This window comes from Eikenella sp. HMSC071B05, assembly GCF_001811325.1.
Classification (GTDB): Bacteria; Pseudomonadota; Gammaproteobacteria; order Burkholderiales; family Neisseriaceae; genus Eikenella; species Eikenella corrodens.
The window spans coordinates 508,356-533,028 of sequence record NZ_KV804551.1; the positions used below are offsets into that span (position 1 = coordinate 508,356).

A 24,673-nucleotide genomic window follows, 5' to 3' on the forward strand; every position below is an offset into this window, starting at 1 on the left:
AAAGGCTACCTGAAATCTTTCAGGTAGCCTTTCAGCTTAACCAACTACCCTCACTCTGCCTTATCTTCCCCCAAGCAATCCTCCCTAGTTGCCGCTGTGCCGTTTTTGCAGGCGTCTTGAGCCGGAGCAGTCGAGCCTTCTTGTGCTCCTGATTCCGACCCCGCCTCTTTCGATAAGGCGGCCAGCACCCGGGCGTATTCGGGCGATTGGCGCATCAGCACGCGGGCGGCTTCTTTCAGGTTGTTGATGTCCTCACGCGGCAGGTAAAAGCTGGTGGAAATATTGAGCACGTTTTTGCGCAGGGTGGAGTCGGGCAAATCGCGCAAGCTTAGGCTCACGAAATGCAGGCTGATCGGCTGGCCTCGGCGACTACCGGCCTGGCTGTTCCATTGGTCGGCCACGGCGCGGATGCGGCGTAGCGACTCTTGCGAATTTTGGTCGATGGGCACGTTGATGATGGCGCCCAACACATCGTAGAGGCCGGGCACTTTGGCACTTTGGTCGATGGTGCTGTCGAGCTGGTTTTGCGCGTTCACGCTGATCACGATGATTTTGCGCACGTTTTGATTGGCCAGCTGGCGGTGCAGAATTTGGCTGGTATAGATTTCAGTGGCTTCCAGTAGGCCGCGCAAACCGAGGTTGTCGGTGAGTCCGCCATCGAGCAAATGGACATAAGGCCGGTTTTTGCTGTCTTGATATAGCGCCAACTCTTGGCCGAACTCGCGGCGGGTTCGGGCTTGCTGCTGCTCGTCGCTGCCGTGTTCCAGCGCGTTTTGCAGGCGCGGCGGCAGGGTGTAGCCGCAGTTGCCGCCGTTGTTGTTAATCGTAATCGGGCTGAACACCACCGGCACGGCGCTGGAGGCGGCCACGGCGCGCGCCAGGCGCAAATCGGAAAGGTTGAGGCACATCATGTCGAAAAACTCTTGCGTGAAATCAAAGCGCCGCCCTATCGACATATCGGTGGCCGACACCACGGCAAACGGGCCTTTGCGACGGCTGGCCAAATCGCCGAAGGTGGCGTGGCCAAACAAAGTGGCTTCAAACTGCTCCTGCAGCAAATCGCCGCGCCCGAATTCAGGCGAGGTCAGACGCGGCAGGTTGGCCAGCGAAAACACTTGCCGGCCCACCAGTTTTTGGAAATTCTGCTTCAAGAATTGCTGTTCAAATGTGGGGATGGTATCGTGCCCGTGCAGCGAATAATAAGTAGCCAATACCGAGCCGCCGGACACGCCGTACACCAAGTCCACGCTATCGAGCAGCGATTTCTCCCGCCCTTCGATATACACCGGCTGCTTGGCCAGCTCTTCGAGTACACCATAGCCCAAAGCCGCCGCACGCGTACCGCCGCCGGAAAACAGCAGCACCACGAATACATCGTCGTTCTGCTGCGCGATGCTCTGCTCCAGCCGGTAGCCCTGCGTGGTATCTACTTTCGAAATGGTGGCCACCGGCCGATAGTTCACCAGGGAGCAGGCCGAAAGCAGCGCCAGCAAGGCAGCGGCCGAGCCGCGTTTGAATATTGTGTGGGGTGTTTTAATCCGCATCAGTCTGTTTTCCGTTTATAGTGAATTAACAAAAACCAGTACAGCGTTGGCTCGCCTTGCCGTAACGTGTGTACTGTCTGCGGCTCGCCGCCTTGTCCTGATTTTTGTTAATCCACTATATTTATTGTGCTGCAACATGACGAGGCTACCTGAAATTTCAGGTAGCCTTGATTTAGAGCGGTATTATACTCATCCCCGCCCCGTAATGACACACTCCCCGCAGCAAGGTAAGATATACGCCTGCCGCCCGGCATACCCGATAGCGGCTTCACCCTGTTTCCGCTACGGCCACAGCCCGCCTTGCCGTATTGTGATTCGGCCCACCGCCCTGTATCGAAAGTGAATTGAATCCCCATATGACCATCCCCGCCAATATGCTGGCCGCGGTAGACCTCGGCTCCAACAGTTTCCGCCTGCAAATCTGCACCAACCACAACGGGCAGCTGCAAATCGTTGACTCCATCAAAGACATAGTGCGCTTCGCCGCCGGCCTGGACGAACACAAACAACTTGACCAAGCCGCCCAAGAGCGGGCACTAGCCTGCCTGGCCAAATTCCACGAGCGCCTGCGCGGCTTCCCGCCCGAGCAGGTGCGCGCCGTGGCCACCAACACCTTCCGCGTGGCCAAAAATATTGCTCCCTTCATGCCCCGTGCCGAAGCCGCTTTGGGCTTTCCCATCGAAATCATCGCCGGGCGCGAAGAAGCCCGCCTCATTTACACCGGCGTCATCCACACCCTGCCGCCCGGCAGCGGGCAGATGCTGGTGGTCGATATTGGCGGCGGCTCTACCGAATTCGTAATCGGCAGCCTCCTGCAGCCCGACATCACCGAAAGCCTCAACCTCGGCTGCGTGAGCTACAGCCTGCGCTTCTTCCCCAAAGGCAAAGTGTCCGCCGAATCCTTCAAGCTCGCCGTCAACACCGCCCGCAGCGAAATCCAGCGCATTGCCAAGCTGTTAAAAAGCACCGGCTGGCAGTTGGCCGTGGGCACTTCCGGCACCGCCCGCACCCTGCGCGACCTCATCGCCGCCGCCAATCCCGAAGACAACCGCATCACACCAGCCGCCCTGCAAAAAATTGCCGCCCGCCTGATTGAAGCCGGCAGCGCCAAAAAAGCCAAATTCGAAGGCATGAAAGCCGACCGCATCGAAGTATTCGCCGGCGGGCTGGCCGTGATGAGCGCCGTATTCGCCGAGCTCGATATCGACAGCATGACCGTAACCGACGCAGCCCTGCGCGACGGCGTGTTCTACGACCTCATCGGCCGCCAGCTCAACGAAGACATGCGCGAGCAAACCATCGCCCATTTCCAACAGCGCTACCACGTCAGCCAAAACCAAGCCGAACGCGTGGCCACCCTCGCCGCCCAATTCTTCGACATGCTCGCCGAACGCGAATCCGAAAAAGAGCGCCACTATTGGCAACAATACCTGCGCTGGGCCGCCCTCGTGCACGAAATCGGCACCGATATCGCCTACACCGCCTACCACAAGCACTCCGCCTACATCCTCGAGCAGGCCGACATGCCCGGATTTTCCCGCCAAGAGCAGCAAATTCTTGCCACCTTGGTGCTCGGCCAACGCGGCGATTTGAGAAAAATGGCCGAACTGCCCATCAGCCCCACCATGTGGCTTGCCGTGGCCGCCCTGCGCCTGGCCGTACTATTCTGCCGCGCCCGCCTGCCGCACACCCTGCCCGCAGGCACCCGACTGAGCTACGAAAACAAAAACTACACCCTCGCCATCAGTCGTCAATGGCCGGAAGACAACCCCCTCACCGCCGGCGCGCTGGCTGATGATGCCGCCCAATGGCGCAAAATCGGTATCCGCTTCGGGCTGCTGCTGCAATAGCAATGGTATGACGCAAACTTTCAGGTAGCCTTCCTCCGCCACGCCAAACAAAGGCTACCTGAAAACCCAACCCTCCTTTTTCAGGTAGCCTCCCCCGGCCAGAGAAAGGCTACCTGAAAACTACGGTCTCAACGATAGCCAAGCAATGCTTCCTTCTCCCAAGTGTCGGACTACCAACAGCATGCGTGGTGAGCCACTGCCGCAGGAAGTAAACTCTTTAGCTGTAAAAGCAAAATTTCCCGCCACAGCTCGCCACGGCGGGTTAGAATACTGTTATCCATCTCCTAATCAAGGAATCCAAATATGAAACCCCTGATTAAACCCATCCTCGCCCTCCTGATCGCGGCCTCAATGGCCGCCTGTGGCAAAGAAGAAGTCAAACCGGCCGCCCTCAGCTGCCAAGCACCCGAAGCGCTCGAACAGCTCAAAGCCCAAATTCAGGCCACTGCCTTCCCGCCCAGCGACAGTGAACTGCCCGTCCCGCAGGTTGGTGCCGCCGAAATCCAAGCCGCACTCGACCAACTCGGCTTCGAAATCACCGACATCCGCACCACCCAAGCCGCTTCCGAAGGCAACAAACAGCTTGCCTGCGAAGCCACCTTGCGCTTTGCCCCCAAACCGGAAGCCCAGGCCCGCCTGAAACAAAGCATTTCCGACTACATGGAAATCAATGAAAGCGACGGCATCGAATACAATGAAATGATGACCGCTGGCGACCCTACCCTCAAACCGGACGGCCAAGGCGGCTACATCCGCCCGCTCAGCTACACCGTCAGCCAAACCGACAGCGGCGACAAACTCGTTATCAATGTAGACAGCAAAACCGCCTCCTCCGGTCTGCAGCCACCCCTGTCTTTCTACCTCGCTGCCCCCGATTTGGCCAAACAAGTAGCCGAAATCCGCCAGAAATCTGCTGCCGAGGAAACCCGCCAGCAAGAGCTGAACACACTCGACCAAAACCGCCTGCAAGCCCGCATTGAGCTCTTGCGCACTCAAAACAAACAGGCACACGACGAACTCAATAAAGCCTGGCAAGCCCTACCCGCCGCCGCCCGCACCCAGCTGAAAGATGCCCAAAACCAGTGGAACCGCCTGCGCGAAAGCCAATGCGCCTACCAAAGCAAGGCCGACTCCACCGAACCGCTGGAGCAGGAAGCCCTGCGTATCGAATGCGACACCCGCGAGGTGCAGCAGCGCATCCCCGCCCTCAAACAGGAAGCCGAAACTTTCACCGGCAACCAGCTCACTGAAGCCACCCAGCGCGCCCAAGCCGCCCAGCAGGAATTGCGTAATGTGTGGCAAAGCGTTCCGGCCGACGTGAAAGATATCATCGGCCAAGACTACCAATCCTGGGCCGCCAGCAGCGCAGCCAAATGTGCCCAAGCCGCCCAACAGGCCGGCGGCGGCAACAACGGTCAGCTCGCCCGCCTCGAATGTACCGCCACCGAGGCCCGCAACAAGGCCAAAGAACTGCGCGGCTACGTTTCCCAATAATCTGCTTCTAGAAAAGGCTACCTGAAAATTTCAGGTAGCCTCACCATACTGCAATGAACCTCACCGAAACCCAACTCTCTTCCGAGCCGATTTTCGACGGCAAATTCGTTACCATCGCCCGCGACACCGTACGCCTGCCCAACGGCAACCAAAGCTACCGCATCGTGATCCGCCACCCCGGTGCCGCCTGCGTGCTAGCCGTTACCGAAGCAGACGAAGTGGTGCTGGTGCGCCAGTGGCGATATGCTACCGGCCAAGCCCTGCTCGAGCTGCCCGCCGGCAAACTCGACGCCAACGAAGACCCGGCCGTGTGTGCCGCGCGCGAATTGGAAGAAGAAACGCCCTACCGCGCCCAATCCGTGCGACTGCTGCATACCTTCTACACCGCCCCCGGCTTCTGCGACGAGAAAATGTATCTCTACCTCGCCGAAGGCATCACGCCCACCAGTACCCGCAAGCCTGACCAAGACGAATTTGTCGAAACCGTATTGCTCTCGCGCCAAGCCGTGCGCGAAGCCATTATCAACAACCAGATTCAAGACGGCAAAACCCTGGTCGGCCTGCAATATTGGCTGCTCAACAGCAAATAACACTCACAACTAAGGCTACCTGAAATAAAAGGCTACCTGAAAATGCGCCAATTCACCCTCAGCACCCCCAACGGCACCCTGCTCGGTTTCCTCGTACTCATTGCCGACAACGACGATGAACCCATCTCCGGCAGCGCCATGATTCAGGCGCATACAGCCGCGCTGCCGCCGGAAGATGCCGCACCTGCCCGCGCGCTGGAAGCCCTGGCCGGCCAGCTGCTGGTTTGGCAGCCGCATGGCGACGGTATCGCCCTGTATGATGCGGAAGGCGGCCTGGCGGCCGATGTCCGCCAGCAATACCTGCATATCGGCGGCCACACCCTGCTGCTCACCGATTTGGAAGGAAACCTGTAATGGACAGCGTGTTTATCCTGATTCCCATCAGCATCGTGCTGGCCTTCGTGATCGGCTATTTCTTCTGGTGGTCCGGCCACAACGGCCAGTTTGACGATTTGGAAGGCCCCGCCCACCGCATTTTGATGGACGATGATTCCGTGCATCCCGACTCCCCACCCCCGCAGGACAAACCATGAATCCAGGCTTCAAATTTGCCGTATCGCGCCGCTTTGCCCCGCTGTTCGGCACCCAATTCCTCGGCGCGCTCAACGACAACTTATTCAAAATCGCGCTGGCCACCATGATCAGCTTTTATGGTTTGGGCAAAAACGGCTTCATCGAACCGGCGCAGATGATTAATGTGAGCGCACTTCTGTTTGTGCTGCCCTTTTTCCTGTTTTCCGCCCTCTCCGGCCAGCTGTGCAACAAATTCGACCGCAGCCGCATGGCGGTGGCGGTGAAAGTGGCCGAAGTGCTGATTATGCTGCTGGCCACGGTGGGCTTCCTCAGCCAATCGCTGCTGCTTTTGCTGCTCTGCATTTTCCTGATGGGCCTGCATTCCACGCTGTTCGGCCCGCTCAAATACGCCGTGTTGCCCGATTATTTGGACGAACACGAACTGATTGTGGGCAACAGCCTGGTGGAAGGCGGCACGTTTCTCGCCATCCTGTTCGGCCAGATTTTGGGCACCATTCTGGCCGGCATCGGCGGCACCACGGTATCCGTTTTCCTGCTCATCATTGCTGCCGGCGGCCTCGCCTCCAGCCTGTTTATGCCGCGCGTGGCACCAAAAACCCCGGAAGCAAAAATCGACTGGCACATTGTGCGCAACTCCAAAGCCATTCTGAAACAGGCCTTTGCCAACCGCGAAATCTACGCTGCCATCATCGGCATTTCCTGGTTTTGGTTTATCGGCGCGGTGTACACCACCCAACTGCCCACCTTCACCAAACTGCACCTGGGCGGCAACGATAATGTGTTCAACCTGATGCTCACCCTGTTTTCCATCGGCATCGGCAGCGGATCGGTGCTGTGCGCCAAACTCAGCCACCGCCGGCTCAACCTCGGCTGGGTGGCCGTGGGTACGGTGGGCATGGCCATATTCGGCCTGCTGCTCGTTTCCCTCGTGCATGGCACGCACTATCACGAATACAGCGGCATCGGCAGCTTCTTGTTGCGCGGCGACGCCTATGCTGTGATGCTCTGCATCGTGTTGCTCGGCTTCTGCGGCGGCTTTTTCTCCGTGCCGCTCTACACCTGGCTGCAAACCGCCAGCAGCGAAGAATTCCGCGCCCACGCCATCGCCGCCAACAACATTATCAACGGCCTCTTCATGGTGGCCGCCGCCCTGCTCTCCGCCATCCTTCTATGGCTGTTCGACAGCATCAACCTGCTTTACCTCATCGTGGCAGCGGGCAATATCGTGGTGTTGGTATACCTGCTGAAAATCGCCCCGCCAATCCGCGAAGGCTGGCAACGCTGGTTTGGCAAAGAGGAAGAATAAGCTTCGGCCTGCAAACCACAAAAAGGCTACCTGAAAAATAAAAAAGCTGTTTCAGGTAGCCTTTACCTGCCCTCCAAATCAACCGCGCCGCTTCGCATCCGAACCACCCTGGGCTATACTGCCGCCCTTTAATCGGCCACACCGAAACCCATGCTGAAAAAAATCCTCTACTCCCTGCTTACCCTTATCCTGCTGGCCGCCGCCCTGTTTGCCGGCCTGCTCTTCGCCCCCAAAGACACCCACAGCCAACGCCTACGCGTAGAGCGCGGCAGCGGCATTGGTAGCGTGAGCCGCACGCTGGCCGCCAACGACGCCATCTACAGCCGCTGGGTGTTCGTGGCCGCCGCCTACCTCTCCGGCACCCACAAACAGCTCCTGCCCGGCAACTACCGCCTCCAGCCCCGCGCTTCCTCCTGGCAAATCCTGCGCCACCTCAAAAACGGCCGCCCCGACACCATCACCGTGCGCATCATCGAAGGCATGCGTTTTGCCCAAATGCGCCGTCTAATCAACCAAACCGCTGACATCCGCCACGACACCGCCGGCTGGAGCGATCGCCAACTCCTCGCCGCCATCGCCTCCGATGCCGACGTGCAGCATCCCGAAGGCCGCTTCTTCCCCGACAGCTACGAAATCGACTACGACAGCAGCGATTTACAAATCTACCGCCTTGCCTACCGCCGTATGCAAAGCCAGCTGCAATCCGCCTGGAGCGACCGTGCCGGCAATTTGCCGTATAAAAACCCCTACGAGCTGCTCACCATGGCCAGCATCATCGAAAAAGAAACCGCGCACGAAGAAGACCGCGCCAACGTGGCCGCCGTATTCGTCAACCGCCTCAACCAAGGCATGCGCCTGCAAACCGACCCCACCGTGATTTACGGCATGGGCAGCGCCTACAACGGCCGCATCCGCCGCGCCGACCTCCAGCGCGACACCCCCTACAACACCTACACCCGCGACGGTCTGCCCCCCACTCCCATCGCCCTGCCCGGCGAAGCCGCCCTCCAGGCTGCTGCCCACCCCAGCGGCGCCGACTACCTCTATTTCGTCTCCCGCATGGATAACACCGGCAAAAGCGAATTCAGCCGCACATTAGACGAACACAACGCCAACGTCCGCCGCTATATTTTGAAAAGACCGTAACATGACCGCCCTGCTCGACCTCCTCCCCCTCATCGCTTTTTTCATCGCCTCCAAGAAATTCGGCCTCTTAGCCGGCGCAGCCGCTGTATTGGCCGCCACCCTGATTGTGTACGGCATCCACCTTATGCGGCAAAAATGGCGGCTCACCAAACAACAATGGGTGGTGCTCGTGCTCACCATCCTCTTCTGCGGCGCCACCATCCTCCTGCGCGACGACCTCTACCTGCGCTGGAAAACCCCCATCATCAACCTCAGCTTCGCCCTCGCCCTGGCCGTGAGCGCCCTTATCGGCAAACCCCTGATGCAGCCCGTAGCCAAAGACGTATTCCGCTTCAGCCCGCAAGGCTGGCAACGCCTCACCTACGCCTGGGCCGCCTTCTTCCTCCTGCTCGCCGCCCTGCACTACTGGTTCGGCCTCTACCACTACGACGCCTCCGAGCAGGCCAAAAACCTGTTTATCCACTTCAAAAGCTACGGCCAGCTCATCCTGATGGGCATCTTCCTCGCCGCCCAAGCCTTCGTATTGCGCAAACATCTTAATATTGAAAGCGACACCGCGGGCGAAAACGAAACAAGCTAACAGCCAAGCCAACAGCAGCACTGAAACAAAAGGCTACCTGAAATCCCATCCGTACATTTTTCAGGTAGCCCCATCCGACAGCCGCCATAGGAGCTTTATCATGCAAACCTTCAAAGGCATCCAAACACTCATCGCCGCCGTCGGCAGCCTGCCCGACTGCGGCTTCCTTTACATAACCGGCAATTCCGACACCGACACCCCGGCCGGACTACAAAGCTGCAGTTTCCTCCTGCCCGATACCGAAGAAGACGAGTTGTTCATTGAAGACAATTCCGACTACAACTCTTGGCTCGAAGCACCTACCTTCTCCGACATCATCGAAAACTACACCAGCAAGCATCCTAACGCCTCAGAAGCAGATCTCATCTGCGCCGTTCTGCACTATTGGGAAAAAAATGATTTTCTCGACTAAGCCACTAACACCTTTTCAGGTAGCCTCAAACTGAAAAAAGGCTACCTGAAAACGCAAATTCAACGCAGTAAAAGATGTTTTGCGAAGCAAGTCTGGGTTTCTGCAAAGCTGAAATATAAGCCTCAACGGAGTTAAAAATGACTGCCCATTTCATCACCCTCGACGGCATCGACGGCGCCGGCAAAACCACCCAACTGGCCGTGATCCGAGAATGGTTTGCCGCACAAGAGCGCCCCGTCTTGTTCACCCGCGAGCCAGGCGGCACACCCTTGGGCGAAGCCTTGCGCCGCCTGCTGCTCAACCCGAAAACCCAAGCCGGGCTGCGTGCCGAAACCCTGCTCATGTTTGCCGCCCGCGCCCAGCATATCGAAAGCGTTATACTGCCCGCGCTGGAGGACGGCATATCCGTGGTATCCGACCGTTTCACCGATGCCACCTTCGCCTACCAGGGCGGCGGCCGCGGCCTGCCTGAGGCCGATATTGCCCAGCTCGAACAATGGGTGCAAGGCAGCCTGCGCCCCAGCCTCACCATCTTGCTCGACGTGCCGTTGGAGGTTTCTCTGGCGCGCATCGAACGCAGCCGAAACAAAGACCGCTTCGAGCAGGAGGAAGCCGATTTCTTCACCCGTGTGCGCCAAAGCTACCTCGAACGCGCCGCCGCAGCGCCCGAGCGCTACACGGTAATCAACAGCAACCGCGGCAAAACCGTGGTGCGCCGCGATATTGAAGCTGCACTGGAAAAACTGTTCGCCTGATGTTTTGAACGACACGGCCAAAAGTGCGATAATTTGCGCCGCTTTGCGGCATTCGTTCACAAACAAACCGACACTCCTAAAAGCACACCATGCAACCAGCCTTCCAAGACAAAGCAAACCGCCTTTTCTCCGCCATCACCGGCGATCCGCGCTGGGATATCAACGACGAACTGCTGTTCCAAGTGGCGGGCTTCATCTTCTACGGCTACTGCTTCGGCTTCGGCCGGCTGGTGTGCCTGATGGATGCCGACGATATTGATGCCTATGTGGCCGGCAAACTCACCGGCCTCGGCGCGGGCGCGAAATACGTGCAAGGCATGATAGCGCGCGCACGGCAGGATTTTGTTACCGGCGAAAATGCCGAACCCGCCGATACGGACGACCCGTTAAGCCGGCTAATCGGCATCGGCCATGCCCATTTCTCCGCCGATGACTTTAGCCCGCTCGTCGAATCCGTTTACGAAAATTACGCCCTGTTAAGCGGCGAATAACCCGCTGCCTTTTTCAGGTAGCCTCATTACTCTTTAACCAAACCATTAGGAAACACCATGCCCTCCCAACTTGCCAACGCCATCCGCTTCCTCTCCGCCGACGCCATCCAAAAAGCCAACTCCGGCCACCCCGGCGCGCCCATGGGCATGGCGGAAATGGCGGAAGTATTGTGGACGAAATTCCTGCGCCACAACCCCGCTAACCCCAAATTCTACAACCGTGACCGCTTCATCCTCTCCAACGGCCACGCGTCCATGCTGTTGTACAGCCTGCTGCACCTGACCGGCTACAAGCTGAGCATTGAAGACCTGAAAAACTTCCGCCAACTGCACAGCAAAACCCCCGGCCATCCCGAATATGGCTACACCGACGGCGTGGAAACCACGACCGGCCCGTTGGGACAAGGCATTGCCAACGCAGTGGGTATGGCATTAGCCGAAAAAATCCTTGCCGCCGAGTTCAATAAAGACGGTTTGAACATCGTCGATCACTACACTTACGTCTTCATGGGCGACGGCTGCCTGATGGAAGGCGTATCCCACGAAGCCTGTTCGCTCGCCGGCACTTTGGGCTTGGGCAAACTGATTGTTTTATATGATGACAACAATATTTCCATCGACGGCAAAGTGGACGGCTGGTTTACCGAAAACATCCCGCAACGCTTTGAAAGCTACGGCTGGCACGTCGTTCCCAACGTAAACGGCCACGACACCGCCGCCATTCAAGCCGCCATCGAAGCCGCACGCGCCGAAACCGGCAAACCGTCCATCATCTGCTGCAAAACCTTAATCGGCAAAGGCAGTGCCAACAAAGAAGGCAGCCACAAAACCCACGGCGCACCTTTGGGCGCAGATGAAATCGAAGCCACGCGCAAACATCTGGGCTGGGCTTACCCCGCCTTTGAAATCCCGCAAGAAATTTACGCCGCATGGAGCGCGAAAGAGCAAGGCGCAAAACTGGAAGCCGAATGGAACGAACTGTTCGCACAATACCAAGCCAAATATCCTGCCGAAGCTGCAGAATTCGTGCGCCGTATGGAACACAGGCTACCTGAAAACTTCGACGCCTATATTCAGACGGCCTTGCAAGAAGTGTGCACCAAAGCCGAAACCATTGCCACCCGCAAAGCCAGCCAAAACAGCATCGAAATCCTCGCCAAAGCGCTGCCCGAACTGGTAGGCGGTTCTGCCGACCTGACCCCGTCCAACCTGACCGACTGGTCAAACAGCGTCTCCGTTACCCGCGAAAAAGGCGGCAACTACATCCACTACGGCGTGCGCGAGTTCGGCATGGGCGCCATCATGAACGGCCTTGCCCTGCACGGCGGCGTGAAACCGTTCGGCGCGACCTTCCTGATGTTCAGCGAATACGAACGCAACGCCCTGCGTATGGCGGCGCTGATGAAAATCAACCCCGTTTTCGTCTTCACCCACGATTCCATCGGCCTCGGCGAAGACGGCCCGACCCACCAACCTATCGAGCAAACCGCCACCCTGCGCCTGATTCCGAATATGGACGTATGGCGTCCGTGCGACACCGCCGAATCGCTGGTGGCCTGGGCGGAAGCGGCAAAAGCCGAAGACCATCCGTCCTGCCTGATTTTCAGCCGTCAAAACCTGAAATTCCAAGCGCGCAACGAACAACAACTGAACGACATCAAACGCGGCGGCTACGTCATCAGCGAAGCCCAAGGCAATGCCCAAGCCGTCGTCATTGCCACCGGCTCAGAAGTCGAGTTGGCTTTAGAAACGCAAAAAGCCCTCGCCGCGCAAAACATCGCCGTACGCGTTGTTTCCATGCCGTCCACCAACGTCTTCGACCGCCAAGACGCCGCCTATAAAGCCGCCGTCCTGCCCGAAGGCCTGCCGCGCGTTGCAGTAGAAGCCGGACACGCCGACGGCTGGTACAAATACGTCGGACTGAACGGCGCAGTGGTCGGCATCAACCGCTTCGGCGAATCCGCCCCTGCCGAACTGCTGTTCAAAGAATTCGGCTTTACAGTGGACAATGTGGTCGATACTGTGAAATCAGTGTTGTAGAACAGTCTGATGCTGTGTTTAGAGAGGCTACCTGAAAGCTTTCAGGTAGCCTCTTCGTACTTGAGCCAATATGGTTTCAGCTAGCTTTCACTCCTCACTTCTGCACCCTATTTGCCCGTATCTGCTGCCATCTCTGCACAACTCCTTATATTTCTTACAATCATAAAGCGTAAGAATTTGTAAAAAATTCATTACCTGCACAACACATATTTCCTGATTAATGATTTTTATACTTAATATAACAATATAATTTTTTATAAGTAAATTATCACTATTAAAGCATATAGATATTTTCATTTATAAAAAACCACCAAGTAAACTTAGCTAATTTGTAAATAAAAATTTACATTTGCAATATTTTTCTTGACATAAACCTCATATCGAAAAAGAATGCAACCTCGTTTCAACCAAAGGTAAAGAAAATGTCTCTATCCACCCATGATCCTTATGCCAATTACAGGGAGCTTACCCTGCGCGGCATGGTGTTGGGCGCGTTAATCACCGTGGTGTTTACCGCTTCCAATATCTATTTAGGGCTGAAAGTAGGCCTCACGTTTGCCTCTTCCATCCCGGCTGCCGTGATTTCCATGGCGATTCTGAAATTCGCCAAAGGCAGTAATATTCTTGAAAACAACATGGTGCAAACCCAGGCTTCTGCCGCGGGTACGCTCTCTTCCGTGATCTTCATCCTGCCCGGCCTCTTAATGAGCGGTTATTGGACAGGATTCCCGTTTTGGCAAACCACTCTGCTGTGTATGGCCGGCGGTATTTTGGGGGTGATTTTCACCATCCCGCTGCGCTATGCCATGGTGGTGAAAAGCGATTTGCCCTATCCCGAAGGCGTGGCGGCAGCCGAGATTTTGAAAGTCGGTAGCGGCGACGGCGTGGTGGGTGAGGAAAATGCAGACACCACGCAAAAAGCTGACAGCGGTATTGGTGAAATCGTTACCGGCGGTGTGATTTCCGGTATTTTCAGTTTCGCCAGCAACGGCTTGCGCGTAGTGGCCGACAGTGCCAGCCTGTGGTTTAAAGCCGGCGCGTCTATTTTCCAAATCCCGATGGGCTTCTCATTGGCTCTGCTCGGCGCCGGCTATTTGGTCGGCCTGGCCAGCGGTATTGCCATGCTGGTGGGCATTGCGATCGCCTGGGGCATCGCCATCCCCTATTTCTCTGCCACCAATCCGCAGCCGGCCGATATGGAAATGGTTGCTTTCGCCATGCGGTTGTGGAAAGAAAAAGTGCGCTTTATCGGCGCCGGCACCATCGGTATTGCTGCAATCTGGACGCTGATTACCCTGCTCAAACCCACCCTGGAAGGCATGAAAATGTCGTTCCGTGCCATCAAAGGCGGTGAAGGTGCTGCACTGGAGCGCGTTGAGCAAGACTTGTCACCCAAAGCCATGATTGCCTATGCACTAGGCATGATGCTGCTCTTGGGCTTCTCCTTCTACCACTTCGTGGCTGATGCCAACTTGCCTACCGGCACGGCTTGGCTGCTGGTAGTAGTCTGCACCTTGCTGGCTTTCGTTATCGGTTTCCTAGTAGCGGCTGCCTGCGGCTATATGGCCGGCTTGGTGGGCTCTTCTTCCAGCCCGATTTCCGGCATCGGCATTATTTCCGTGGTGGCCATTTCGCTGGTGCTGTTGGGCATCGGCAATGCCAACAACCTGTTTGCCGATGAAGGCACGCGCAACTTCCTGGTGGCGCTCACCTTGTTCTGCGGCTCTGCTGTGGTGGCCGTGGCCTCTATCTCCAACGACAACCTGCAAGACCTGAAAACTGGCTACCTGATTAAAGCCACCCCGTGGCGTCAGGAAGTGGCGCTGATTATCGGCTGCGTGGTGGGCGCGTTCGTGGTGTCTTCCGTGCTCGAGCTGCTCTACGCCGCCTACGGTTTCACCGGCGCCATGCCGCGCCCGGATATGGATCCGAGCCAGGCTCTGGCCGCACCGCAGGCCACGCTGATGACCACCATCGCCAAAGCCATCTTCTCCGATACCCTGCAATGGAACTACATCCTCACCGGCATCGGCATCGGGGTGGTGCTCATCATCATCAACGAAGTATTGAAACGCAGCGGCTCCAAACTGATGCTGCCCACCCTGGCCGTGGGTATGGGCATCTACCTGCCGCCGGCCATCAATATGCCGATTGCCATCGGTGCCATCATGGCTGCCTTCCTGAAACGCCGCATCGGCAAAGATGAGGCCAAACAGAAAGATGCCGAGCGCGTGGGCACCCTGTTTGCCGCCGGCCTGATTGTGGGCGAGAGCCTGATTGGCGTGATTATGGCGCTGATTATCGCCCTGTCCGTTACCAGCGGCGGCTCGGACTCCCCCTTGGCCTTGAACCTGGACAACTGGGGCACCATCGGCGAATTCCTCGGCCTAGCCTTCTTCATCGGCGGTATGCTGATTTTCATCCGCCGCGTGATGAAAACCAAATAAACGCGTTGCCGCAAATGCAAACCGCCCGATAGATATCGGGCGGTTTTTGTGTGTTGCTTCGTTTTAAAACTCAGGGTTGGTGGCACACATTCAGCAAAAGGCTACCTGAAAATCTAGAGCATCAGATTTTTCAGGTAGCCTTTTTAGATATATCAGCAGCGTAGGCAGCTCATTGCCCATACAGAAAGCATATCAGCTTGAATATCCCAGCAGCCCGTTAAAGCACTCCAAACAGCATTAACCATATGGCTTGGTATTCCTACCGAATCTATTTGATACGGTCAAATAAAAGGCTACCTGAAAAACCGAGCAAAACATTTTTCAGGTAGCCTCTAGCATTACTTTACTTTGCCGCCGATTCTGCCTGCCGAGCTTCCCCTTCCCGCAGCAGCTCCTCACGCACGCGCTGGCGGAAACGTCCTGCCGCAAAATGGTAGAACGGCTGTGGGCAAAACTGGCGGGCAATCACTGAAGCGGCAATCGACGATACCAACATCCAAAACAGCAGCGACTGGCTGCCTGTCATTTCCATCACCACCACACTGGCCGTGAGTGGCGCTTGCGTGGCTGCCGCTAAAAACGCAGCCATGCATAGCAAGGCCAAAATCGCTGCCGGAGCTTCCACGCCGGCAACTTGGGCGATGTGTACGCCCAAGAGCGCACCGATGGCCAGCGAAGGCGTAAAAATCCCGCCCGGAATGCCCGCCCAATAGGAAAGCATCGTGGCTGCCCACTTCGCGCCCGCCAGGCCATAAGTCAAATCCGTCTGCCCGTGCAACGCAGCGGCTGCCACATCATAGCCCGTGCCATAGGTTTGCCCATCAAACAGCACGCCCAAGGCAGCCAGCATCAAGCCGAACACGCCCGCCAGCCAAATCGGATGTCGGCGCATCCAATTGCGCCATTGCGGCAACGCCAACCAGGTTGCGCCCTTGCTTAAAAAACGCGCAAACAGCCCGCCCGCCACACCACACACTGCGGCACACAGCAACGCCCAACGCAACATATGCTCCGCCGGCTGCCCGGCATTAAACCCTTGGAAATAAGTGCTGTTGCCCTCAATCGCTACCAAAAAGAAACCGGAAGCCAGCACGCCGATAAAAATCTGCCGCTCCCAATGCAGCGACACCGAACGCCCCAACTCCTCAATCGCAAAAATAACCCCGGCCAGCGGCGCATTGAATGCCGCCGCCAAACCGCCAGCCGCACCAGCCGCCAGCAATTCCTTGTCTTGTAAGCGCTTGAATGCCAAATTGTAGCGTTTACACCAAGAACCCCAGGCCAGCATCACTGCCGCGCCCACCTGCACCGAAGGCCCTTCACGCCCAATGGAGGCACCGGCCAACATACCCAAAAACGTGAGCGGAATTTTTAAAGCAGTGCGCCACAAAGCTACCAAACGGTTGCCGCCCTTCACTTTCGGCATTGAAAGCGTGGCCAACACCTGCGGAATCCCGCTGCCCGCCGTATAAGGCGCATACCGGCGCGTGAACCACACAATCAGCATCAGCGATATTGGCAACACTGCAAACGCTGCCATCGGATATTGCTGCGACCACCTAGCGTTCAGATGCAGCGCATAATCCGCCAATTTGGCAAATCCTAGCGACACCAACGACACCAAAGCAGCCCCCATCAACAGCAAAATCACCGCCGCCGTTTTGCGCGACAGGCGCTGCGTTTGCTTGATTTTGTGCGACAGCGCCCTGCCGATACCGCTGCTGAGCTTCAAACCCAATCGTTTCATATTGATCTATCCGTTGCGGCTGGAGAATTTGCCTGTTGGCACACGCCATTCCCAAGCGCAATAGCTTGTTAAATTATCAAAACATTTCTTTGCATATTATAGCAAATAGTAATAAAGCGGTAGGCTGGTGTGCATTTATGCCGTTCATCCGTTGTAAACTGCCTGCCACCCTGCCAACTAAAAATCTTTACGCTTCAACCCTATCAAGCCAAAATGCCCGCTTTTAGCACAAAATATCTTGCCTTTTTGGCACGCTTCCTATATTATCCGCCGTTCTGAACACGGAGTAGTGGCTGAGAGGTTGAAGGCACACCCCTGCTAAGGGTGCATATGGGCTAAAACCTGTATCGAGGGTTCAAATCCCTCCTACTCCGCCAGATTAAAACTCCCCAATCCGCAAGGTTGGGGAGTTTGCTTTTGCCTGTTTGATGCGTAAGCTTTCAGGTAGCCTCCAAACAACAGGCTACCTGAAAACTGCGAAGGCTGCTTTTTCAGGTAGCCTGCTGCCCGGTCTTAAAGCCCATTTGGCAGACAATCCCATACCAAGCAAATAGACACTCACTCCAGTACGCAGCCATCCTCTCCATATAACAAAATCAGCCCCGCAACATCGAACCAAGCTATAAAAGGCTACCTGAAGACCAAATCAATCATCCGCTGCTTACTGCCAAGCCGGCAAAAAGGCTACCTGAAACTTCAGGTAGCCTTCTATTCAATCAAGGTTCAAGCTGCGGCATATTAAGCAGTTTTCTTGCCGGTGCCTTTGCTGAACACGATTTTAGTTGCCTGCCAGGCCACGCAGCAGCCGCCGGCGATAAATACCAAGTCGGAAATGGTGCGAATCCAACGCAGCATCACCAGCGAATCCTGCTGCATAAAGCCTTCGCTGCGGGCCATCCACAAGCCGTCGTGGATAGCGGCATAGATTTGAATCACACCGGCAGGCAGCAGGCTGGTGGCGATCATGCCCACCAGGCCGAGGTTCAGCATCCAGAAACCGTAGCTCATCAGTTTTTCTTCAAACTCATAATCCGGTTTCAGGTAGCGTGCCACCAGCAGCACGAAACCCAAGGCGAGGAAGCCGTATACACCGAACAAAGCGGCATGGGCGTGCACGGCGGTGGTATTCAGGCCTTGCAGGTAGAACAGGGAAATCGGCGGGTTGATCAGGAAGCCGAACACACCGGCACCGATCATATTCCAGAAAGCCACGGCCACGAAGCACATCAGCGGCCAGCGCAGGCGCTTCATCCACGGAGTGGCGTGCTGGTAGGCCCAATGCTCATGCGCTTCCTTGCCCAGCAGAATCAGCGGCACCACTTCCAAAGCGGAGAAGGAAGCGCCCACGGCCATAATCGGCGTGGTGGTACCAGCAAAATACAGGTGGTGGAACGTGCCGGGCACACCGCCGACCATAAACAGCGAAGCAGCAACCAATGAGGCCACAGTGGCCGATTTGCGGCTTACCAAACCCAAGTTGTAGAAAATAAAGGCCAGTGCCACGGTGGCGAACACTTCAAAGAAGCCTTCCACCCACAGATGCACCACCCACCAGCGCCAGTAGTCCATCACGGTGAGGCTGTCGTGCTCGCCGTAGAGCAAGCCGGGTGCGTAGAACACGCCCACGCCCACCATGGAGGCCACAAAAATGGCCAGCAGGTTTTTATCGGCATTTTTGTCTTTAAACGCAGACACGGTGCAGCGCAACATCAGGAACAGCCACAGCAAGAGGCCGACCATCAGCAGAATCTGCCAGAAGCGGCCCAAATCCAAGTATTCGTAGCCTTGGTGGCCGAACCAGAAATTCAGATGCGCAGGCATGGCGTGGCTCAAGGCCAGGAAGTTGCCGCCGTAAGAGCCGCCCACCACAATAAACAGCGCCACGAACAGCGCGTTCACGCCGAGCGCCTGGAATTTCGGGTCTTTGCCGCCGTTTACCACCGGAGCCAAGAACAGGCCGGCAGTGAGGAAGCCGGTGGCAATCCAGAAGATGGCAGATTGCAAGTGCCAAGTGCGCACCAGCGCATAGGGGAACCAGTCAGACAGCGGAATGCCGAAGAAACGCTGGCCTTCCACGGTGTAGTGCGCGGTGAGGCCGCCGAGCAGAATCTGCACAATAAACAGCGCCACGGTGAGGAACACATATTTGCCCAGCGCTCGTTGCGAAGGCGTGAGCTGCACTTTGCTGATCGGATCGGTATCCGGCAGCTGCGGCTCGATTTCGTGTTTGTGCAGGAAAGACCAGCCCCACACCAAGAGGCCGATACCGGCCAGCAGGAACACGATACTGGCCACAGACCACATCACGTTTTCCGTAGTCGGCACGTTGTTGATCAAAGGTTCGTGCGGCCAGTTGTTGGTGTAGGTGGCGTCGTGGTTCGGGCGGTTGGTGGCGGCGGCCCAAGACGTCCAGAAGAAGAAATTGGTCAGGCGCTGGCGGCGGGTTTCATCCGGCAGCGTGTTGTTTTTCATCGCGAAGTGCTCGCGGATTTTCTCCATAGACGGATCATTGCCGTACAGCGTGATGTAGTACGGGGCAACCGCTTCAATGGCTTTGATGCGGGTGTCGCTCAACACCACTTTGCCGTCGGCGCCCACGCGGCTGCCGTTCCGGTATTCTTCCGTGAGCGCGGCTTTCAGCGCAGCCTGTTGGTCGGCATTGAGCTCGTCGAACATCTTGCCGTGCTGCTCTTGCGCACTGATGTTCAACCAAGCCACCAATTCGCGGTGCAGCCAGTCGGCCGTCCAGTCGGGAGCTTGGTAAGCGCCGTGGCCGAGAATCGAGCCCAGCTCCATACCGCCAGTACTCTGCCAGGCAGACTGGCCGGCCAGCACGTCGTCTTTGCTGATTACGGTTTTGCCGTCGGCCGATACATAGGCTTCCGGGAACGGAGGCGCCTGACGGTATACCTCCACGCCCAAATAGCCCAATATTGAAAAGGTTATCGTTAAAACTACAATTAGCGACAACCATAATTTCTTATATTGTCCCATTATTAATTCCTCTAAAATTATTGTGGTGATTTCAAACCGATGCCGCCGCCTGCAAAGCGTTGCCGCCCCCCAATGCAGAGACACCGGTTCCCATGCTCACTATAGCCATTTCTTGTCATGAAATATCTAGCTAAAAAGTATTAATTTGCGTCAACAGGGCTGGCGGCAAAACAAAAAACCGTATTCTTGGGAATACGGTTTTTCAGGTAGCCTTCGTTTTTCAAACAACCCGCTCACGGGTGTGCGCAATCCCGCAATTCCTTCGCGCGGCAGGGATTGTGTTTCAGCAATACCGCCGCGCAGGCGGCCTCGTCGGCACAGTCTTCCCAGCCTTCGGCATCCCGCACATAGATACCTGCCGTCCGATGGCATTCCAGCTTGGCTTCAAGCATGGCGTGCAGGCTGTCGTAGCACAGGATGGCGCCGTGGAAGTCGAACCACACCGGGGCGCGGGGCTGCTCCGTATCGCCGCATTCGACGCAGTAAAACTCGCCCTCAAACTCGAACACCGGCAGCAACCGCGGCTCGAACACAGGGAAATCCGGCTCGTGGCGGTTGGTTTCCATGCGCCATGCCCACTCGGCCAGCGCCGCTTCCACAGGAAGGAAGCAATGGTAATGGAACAGCGGTGTGTCCAAAGGCTGTTTGTCCAGCTGCACGCTGCCGTTGTGCCAGCCGTAGAGCGCAAACCATTCCTGCGGCGGGCGGTGGGCGAAACCGGCGGTATCGAGTTTAGCCTGCAAATCCGCACGGCTCAAACCGGCCTGCAGGCTGGCCGGAAAGTGCGGGTCGTGTTGGGCGACAATGGCGGTAAGTTCGGTGAGGGTATGGTGAAGCTGCATGGGGCTACCTGAAAAATGGATGCGGGTTAAAATGTGTTGCCGTTTGCTGCTTCGGGCAGCCTTTCCAGCATTTCGTATGCCGATAGGCTACCTGAAAATAGGCTACCTGAAAAGTGGATAAACCGTTTTCAGGTAGCCTCATTTGCACCCGGGCCACCTGAAATTTGCCGCCGCTACATCTCGCCGTAGTTCGGCCCGCCGCCGCCTTCTGGGCAGGTCCAGGTGATGTTGGCGGCGGGGTCTTTGATGTCGCAGGTTTTGCAGTGGATGCAGTCGGCGGCGTGAATTTGCAGGTGCGGCCGGCCGTTTTCCTGCACGATTTCATACACGCCGGCGGGGCAGTAGCGCGTTTCGGGCGCGGCAAAGCGGCCATAGCCCACCTCGATGGCAACCTGTTCGCTAGCAAGCTTCAAATGCGCCGGCTGGTTTTCTTCGTGGTGGGTGTTGGCCAGATACACGCTGCTGGCACGGTCGAATGACACTTGGCCGTCCGGTTTGGGGTATTCGATGGGGCGGCACGCGTCGGCAGGCTTCAAGCTCTCGCGGTCGCTGCCGTGATGGCCGATGGTCCACGGGGCGCGGCCGCGGAACAAATACGCATCCAGCGCGTTGAGCCCCATGGCCGGCCAAAAGCCCCATTTGAAGGCGGGGCGGATATTGCGGGCACGGTAGAGCTCGTCGTGCAACCAAGATTGGCGGAAGGCTTCGGCATAGGCCGCGGCTTCGGCGCCCTCTTCCGCCGCACTGTTTTGCAGCACGCCAAACACGGCTTCGGCGGCCAGCATGGCCGATTTCATGGCGGTATGCGCGCCTTTGATGCTGGACACATTAAGGAAACCCGCCGCATCGCCCACCAGCACGCCGCCGGGGAAAGTGAGCTTGGGCAGGCTCTGCAAGCCGCCCTCGGTGAGTGCGCGTGCGCCATAGGCAATGCGCCGCCCGCCTTCAAACACGGGGCGGATGGCGGGATGGGTTTTAAACCGTTGAAACTCTTCAAACGGCGAGAGATAGGGATTTTGATAGTCCAGTCCCACCACGAAGCCGACTGCCACCTTGTTGTCGGCCAAATGGTAGAGGAAAGAGCCGCCGTAGGTGCGGGTATCCAGCGGCCAGCCCACGGTGTGCATCACGTTGCCGGGCTGCGACTGTTCGGGCCGCACTTCCCAAATTTCCTTCACACCCAGGCCGTAGGTTTGCGGCTGGCTGTGGCGGTCTAATTGGAATTTGGCAATCAGCTGTTCGGAGAGCGAACCGCGGCAGCCTTCGGCAAACACCGTCTGCCGCCCCCACAGCTCCATGCCGGGCTGGTAGCTGTCGGTGGGCTGGCCGTCTTTGCCGATGCCCATATCGCCGGTGGCAATGCCTTTCACGCTGCCGTCTGCCCGATACAGCACTTCGGCGGCAGCAAAGCCAGGATAAATCTCCACGCCCAAGCCTTCGGCCTGCCCGGCCAGCCAGCGGCAGAGCACACCCAAGCTGATGATGTAGTTGCCCTGATTGTGGAAGCTGGGCGGCAAGGGCAGCGGCAGCGCGGATTGGCTCGTGAGATACATCAGCCGCTCGCCTCTCACCGGCTGCTTGAGCGGCGCACCGCGCTCGCGCCAATCGGGCAGCAGCTCGCTCAGCGCCTTGGGGTTAAACACCGCGCCGGACAAAATATGCGCGCCCACTTCCGAGCCTTTTTCCACCACGCACACGCTGATGTCATTGCCCGCCTCGACCGAGAGCTGCTTGAGTCGTATCGCCGCCGACAGCCCGGCCACGCCTGCACCCACAATCACCACGTCATATTGCATACTCTCGCGTGTTGTTTGTTCTGTCATATCTGCCAAACTTTCCTGATTACGGGCCGTTTTTGCCCGTTTCCATACTAAAAACCGAAGGCTGGATTTTACCACTTCGGCGCTATTCCTGCCCCGCTTATCAGGCTACCTGAAAAGTTTCAGGTAGCCTTGATGCAGATTGGCCGAACTTAATGTCTACTTGCAGTGAGACTACCTGAAAACTAAAAAAGGCTACCTGAAACTTTCAGGTAGCCTTTGTTCACAATCGGCTGCTTACTCCTGTCCGCTGCCGTGGTCTTCCGGCAACCGCATGATCGACACGATCAAGCCGCCCCAAATCACCACCAGCGCCACCACCATCATCACAATCGCAATCGTGCTCATTGTCCGTCTCCTTCGGTTTCAACAGGGGTTTCTTGCAGCTTGTCTTCGTGTTTCCACGGCAGGCCGGAGAGCAGGAAGGCAAACACCACCACCCCGATGGCCGTGCCCCAGCCGTAGATGTTCACAAACCAAGCCGGGTAGCCGCCGTAGCCTTCGGTGAGCAGCGAGCGCGTGTCGGTGAAGAGCATGGTGCCCAGCACCAAGGGCGTTACCGCGCCCACAAACAGCAGCCAGGTTTTGCCCACTTTCAGCGAAGAAGTCTTGTTGATGTGGCGGGAGAGCACGCCCAGATGGCGGCTCAGCACCACGCACAACACATACAGGAAGCCGGCAGCCACAATGCCGTAGGTGTTCACGAATTTATCCAGCACATCCAACACCGGCAGGCCGGTAGTGGTGCCGAACAGCAGCACGGAAGCCGTCATCATCGGCACGCCCACCGTCAAAGTGGCGGCCACGCGGCCGATTTTCAGTTTGTCCTGTACCGCTGCAATCACCACTTCCAGCACGGAAATCAGCGAAGTGAGACCGGCAAACACCAGCGAGCCGAAAAACAGCAGGCCGATCAGCGCGCCGGCCGGCGCCTGGTTGATGATGGTGGGAAACGCGATAAAGGCCAGGCCGATGCCGCCGGCGGCCACATCGCCCACCTGCTGCCCGTTGGCCGTAGCAATAAAGCCCAGCGCGGCAAACACGCCGATACCGGCCAGCAATTCGAAGCTGCTGTTGGCAAACGCCACCACCATGCCCGTGCCGGTTAAGTCTGAATCACGCTTCATGTAGGAAGAATAAGTGATCATGATGCCGAAGCACACCGAGAGCGAGAAGAAAATCTGCCCATAAGCCGCCACCCATACTTCCGAGCTGGCCAGCTTGCTCCAATCCGGGGTAAACAACACGTCCAAACCCTTGGCCGCGCCCGGCAAAAACAGCGCAATCCCCACCAAGAGCACAAACATCACCACCAACAGCGGCATAAAGAAAGTGGACGCGCGCGCCACGCCTTTTTGCACGCCGAAGGCCAAAATCAGCAGCGTAGCCAGCCACACCAGCACCAGCGGCACGGCTACCTGCGCCACAAACTGCATCTGCGCCGACACATCCGAAGCCACCTGCAAATAGTCTTTAAAGAAGAAATCGGCAGGATTTGCGCCCCAGGCTGCATTGAGCGAATAATAGGTGTAGCTGGCCGCCCAACCCAAAATCACCGCGTAGTAAAGCCCGATGAGCACGTTTACCAACACATTCCACCAGCCGATGGTTTCAAACCGGCGGTCAAGGCGGCGGAACGCCAAAGGCGGCGAGCCGCGGTAGCGGTGGCCCACCGCATAATCGAGAAACAAAAGCGGAATGCCCGCTGTGAGTAGCGCCACCAAATACGGCAGGATAAACGCCCCGCCGCCATTTTTATACGCCACATAGGGAAAGCGCCAAATATTGCCCAACCCCACCGCCGAGCCGATGGCGGCAAACATAAACGCCCGCCGGCTGGAGAAGGTTTCGCGCTTGGGATTTTGCGGATTAGACACGTTTGAATACCTCTTAAAATGTGAATGGCGGCCATTTGCCAAAGCTCAGCGGCCGCCGCAACTTACATCAATAACGATTTTGCAAGCAATCGTAAAGAATCGCCTCCATCCGGTCAAGCACCATATCGCCAAATATCGGCAATTTTATTTATTTAAACCAAAATTTAAAGCAATAAAACACCACACATACGCCATAAAACAAGG

The 24,673-nt window shown here is 57.1% G+C and carries 20 protein-coding genes and 1 tRNA gene; 14 read left to right on the forward strand and 7 right to left on the reverse strand.

Features of this window, described 5'->3' with window-relative positions; genetic code table 11:
• Positions 1-50: 50 nt before the first annotated feature.
• Positions 51-1,544: a patatin-like phospholipase family protein gene (locus HMPREF2796_RS08550; protein WP_070632874.1), complete on the reverse strand. Its 1,494-nt coding sequence runs from the start codon at positions 1,542-1,544 to the stop codon at positions 51-53.
• A 356-nt stretch (positions 1,545-1,900) separates the two neighbouring features.
• Between HMPREF2796_RS08550 and ppx the strand changes: the two genes are divergently transcribed.
• The 13 genes from ppx (at position 1,901) to HMPREF2796_RS08615 (ending at position 15,189) form a co-directional block, all read left to right on the forward strand.
• Positions 1,901-3,394, forward strand: a complete 1,494-nt coding sequence (gene ppx / locus HMPREF2796_RS08555) for an exopolyphosphatase (RefSeq protein WP_070632876.1) — start codon at positions 1,901-1,903, stop codon at positions 3,392-3,394.
• A 303-nt stretch (positions 3,395-3,697) separates the two neighbouring features.
• The gene (locus HMPREF2796_RS08560) at positions 3,698-4,888 is read left to right on the forward strand and encodes a lysozyme inhibitor LprI family protein (protein WP_070632878.1); all 1,191 of its coding nucleotides are present in this window, start codon (positions 3,698-3,700) and stop codon (positions 4,886-4,888) included.
• Between the two features lie 53 nt (positions 4,889-4,941).
• Complete coding sequence (locus HMPREF2796_RS08565) at positions 4,942-5,478, forward strand: NUDIX hydrolase (RefSeq protein WP_070632881.1); 537 nt, start codon at positions 4,942-4,944, stop codon at positions 5,476-5,478.
• A 42-nt stretch (positions 5,479-5,520) separates the two neighbouring features.
• Complete coding sequence (locus HMPREF2796_RS08570; RefSeq protein WP_070632883.1) at positions 5,521-5,832, forward strand: HLGFF motif protein; 312 nt, start codon at positions 5,521-5,523, stop codon at positions 5,830-5,832.
• A complete protein-coding gene (gene ccoS, locus HMPREF2796_RS08575) occupies positions 5,832-6,011 on the forward strand; it encodes a cbb3-type cytochrome oxidase assembly protein CcoS (protein WP_003822854.1) in 180 nt (59 codons plus the stop codon). The genes HMPREF2796_RS08570 and ccoS overlap by 1 nt, the downstream gene beginning before the upstream one ends.
• Positions 6,008-7,318, forward strand: coding sequence for an MFS transporter (locus HMPREF2796_RS08580; RefSeq protein ID WP_067446573.1), 1,311 nt, complete (start codon positions 6,008-6,010; stop codon positions 7,316-7,318). Before ccoS ends, HMPREF2796_RS08580 begins: the two co-directional genes overlap by 4 nt.
• Before the next feature lie 150 nt (positions 7,319-7,468).
• Positions 7,469-8,464, forward strand: a complete 996-nt coding sequence (gene mltG / locus HMPREF2796_RS08585) for an endolytic transglycosylase MltG (RefSeq protein WP_070632885.1) — start codon at positions 7,469-7,471, stop codon at positions 8,462-8,464.
• A gap of 1 nt (position 8,465) precedes the next feature.
• Positions 8,466-9,044: an inner membrane-spanning protein YciB gene (locus HMPREF2796_RS08590; protein ID WP_070632887.1), complete on the forward strand. Its 579-nt coding sequence runs from the start codon at positions 8,466-8,468 to the stop codon at positions 9,042-9,044.
• A gap of 100 nt (positions 9,045-9,144) precedes the next feature.
• Positions 9,145-9,456, forward strand: coding sequence for a DUF7716 domain-containing protein (locus HMPREF2796_RS08595; protein WP_083308685.1), 312 nt, complete (start codon positions 9,145-9,147; stop codon positions 9,454-9,456).
• Positions 9,457-9,593: 137 nt separating this feature from the next.
• Positions 9,594-10,211: a dTMP kinase gene (gene tmk, locus HMPREF2796_RS08600; RefSeq protein ID WP_070632889.1), complete on the forward strand. Its 618-nt coding sequence runs from the start codon at positions 9,594-9,596 to the stop codon at positions 10,209-10,211.
• A gap of 89 nt (positions 10,212-10,300) precedes the next feature.
• Complete coding sequence (locus HMPREF2796_RS08605; protein ID WP_070632891.1) at positions 10,301-10,702, forward strand: hypothetical protein; 402 nt, start codon at positions 10,301-10,303, stop codon at positions 10,700-10,702.
• Positions 10,703-10,759: 57 nt separating this feature from the next.
• On the forward strand, positions 10,760-12,742 hold the full coding sequence (gene tkt / locus HMPREF2796_RS08610) for a transketolase (RefSeq protein WP_070632893.1): 1,983 nt from the start codon (positions 10,760-10,762) through the stop codon (positions 12,740-12,742).
• A 422-nt stretch (positions 12,743-13,164) separates the two neighbouring features.
• Entirely contained in the window at positions 13,165-15,189 is a 2,025-nt protein-coding gene (locus HMPREF2796_RS08615; RefSeq protein WP_070632896.1) for an OPT family oligopeptide transporter, read from the forward strand.
• A 343-nt stretch (positions 15,190-15,532) separates the two neighbouring features.
• On the opposite strand, the gene HMPREF2796_RS08620 is transcribed toward HMPREF2796_RS08615, so the two are convergent.
• Positions 15,533-16,936, reverse strand: coding sequence for a chloride channel protein (locus HMPREF2796_RS08620; RefSeq protein WP_070632899.1), 1,404 nt, complete (start codon positions 16,934-16,936; stop codon positions 15,533-15,535).
• Positions 16,937-17,219: 283 nt separating this feature from the next.
• Here HMPREF2796_RS08620 and HMPREF2796_RS08625 point away from each other — a divergent pair.
• Positions 17,220-17,313, forward strand: a tRNA-Ser gene (locus tag HMPREF2796_RS08625).
• 361 nt (positions 17,314-17,674) lie between these two features.
• Here the strand turns inward: HMPREF2796_RS08625 and HMPREF2796_RS08630 are convergent.
• The 5 genes from HMPREF2796_RS08630 to HMPREF2796_RS08645 all read right to left on the reverse strand — a co-directional run bounded on the left by HMPREF2796_RS08630 (position 17,675) and on the right by HMPREF2796_RS08645 (position 24,469).
• Positions 17,675-19,930 carry a nitric-oxide reductase large subunit gene (locus tag HMPREF2796_RS08630; RefSeq protein WP_070632901.1) on the reverse strand — a complete coding sequence of 752 codons (2,256 nt, stop codon included), beginning with the start codon at positions 19,928-19,930 and terminating at the stop codon, positions 17,675-17,677.
• A gap of 233 nt (positions 19,931-20,163) precedes the next feature.
• Positions 20,164-20,772 (reverse strand): SMI1/KNR4 family protein, encoded by a 609-nt coding sequence (locus HMPREF2796_RS08635; RefSeq protein WP_070632903.1) that lies wholly within the window; start codon positions 20,770-20,772, stop codon positions 20,164-20,166.
• Positions 20,773-20,945: 173 nt separating this feature from the next.
• Positions 20,946-22,595: an electron transfer flavoprotein-ubiquinone oxidoreductase gene (locus tag HMPREF2796_RS08640; RefSeq protein WP_070632905.1), complete on the reverse strand. Its 1,650-nt coding sequence runs from the start codon at positions 22,593-22,595 to the stop codon at positions 20,946-20,948.
• Between the two features lie 234 nt (positions 22,596-22,829).
• On the reverse strand, positions 22,830-22,940 hold the full coding sequence (locus HMPREF2796_RS10865) for a methionine/alanine import family NSS transporter small subunit (protein ID WP_035580098.1): 111 nt from the start codon (positions 22,938-22,940) through the stop codon (positions 22,830-22,832).
• Positions 22,937-24,469, reverse strand: coding sequence for a sodium-dependent transporter (locus HMPREF2796_RS08645; RefSeq protein WP_070632907.1), 1,533 nt, complete (start codon positions 24,467-24,469; stop codon positions 22,937-22,939). The genes HMPREF2796_RS10865 and HMPREF2796_RS08645 overlap by 4 nt, the downstream gene beginning before the upstream one ends.
• Positions 24,470-24,673 lie beyond the last annotated feature (204 nt).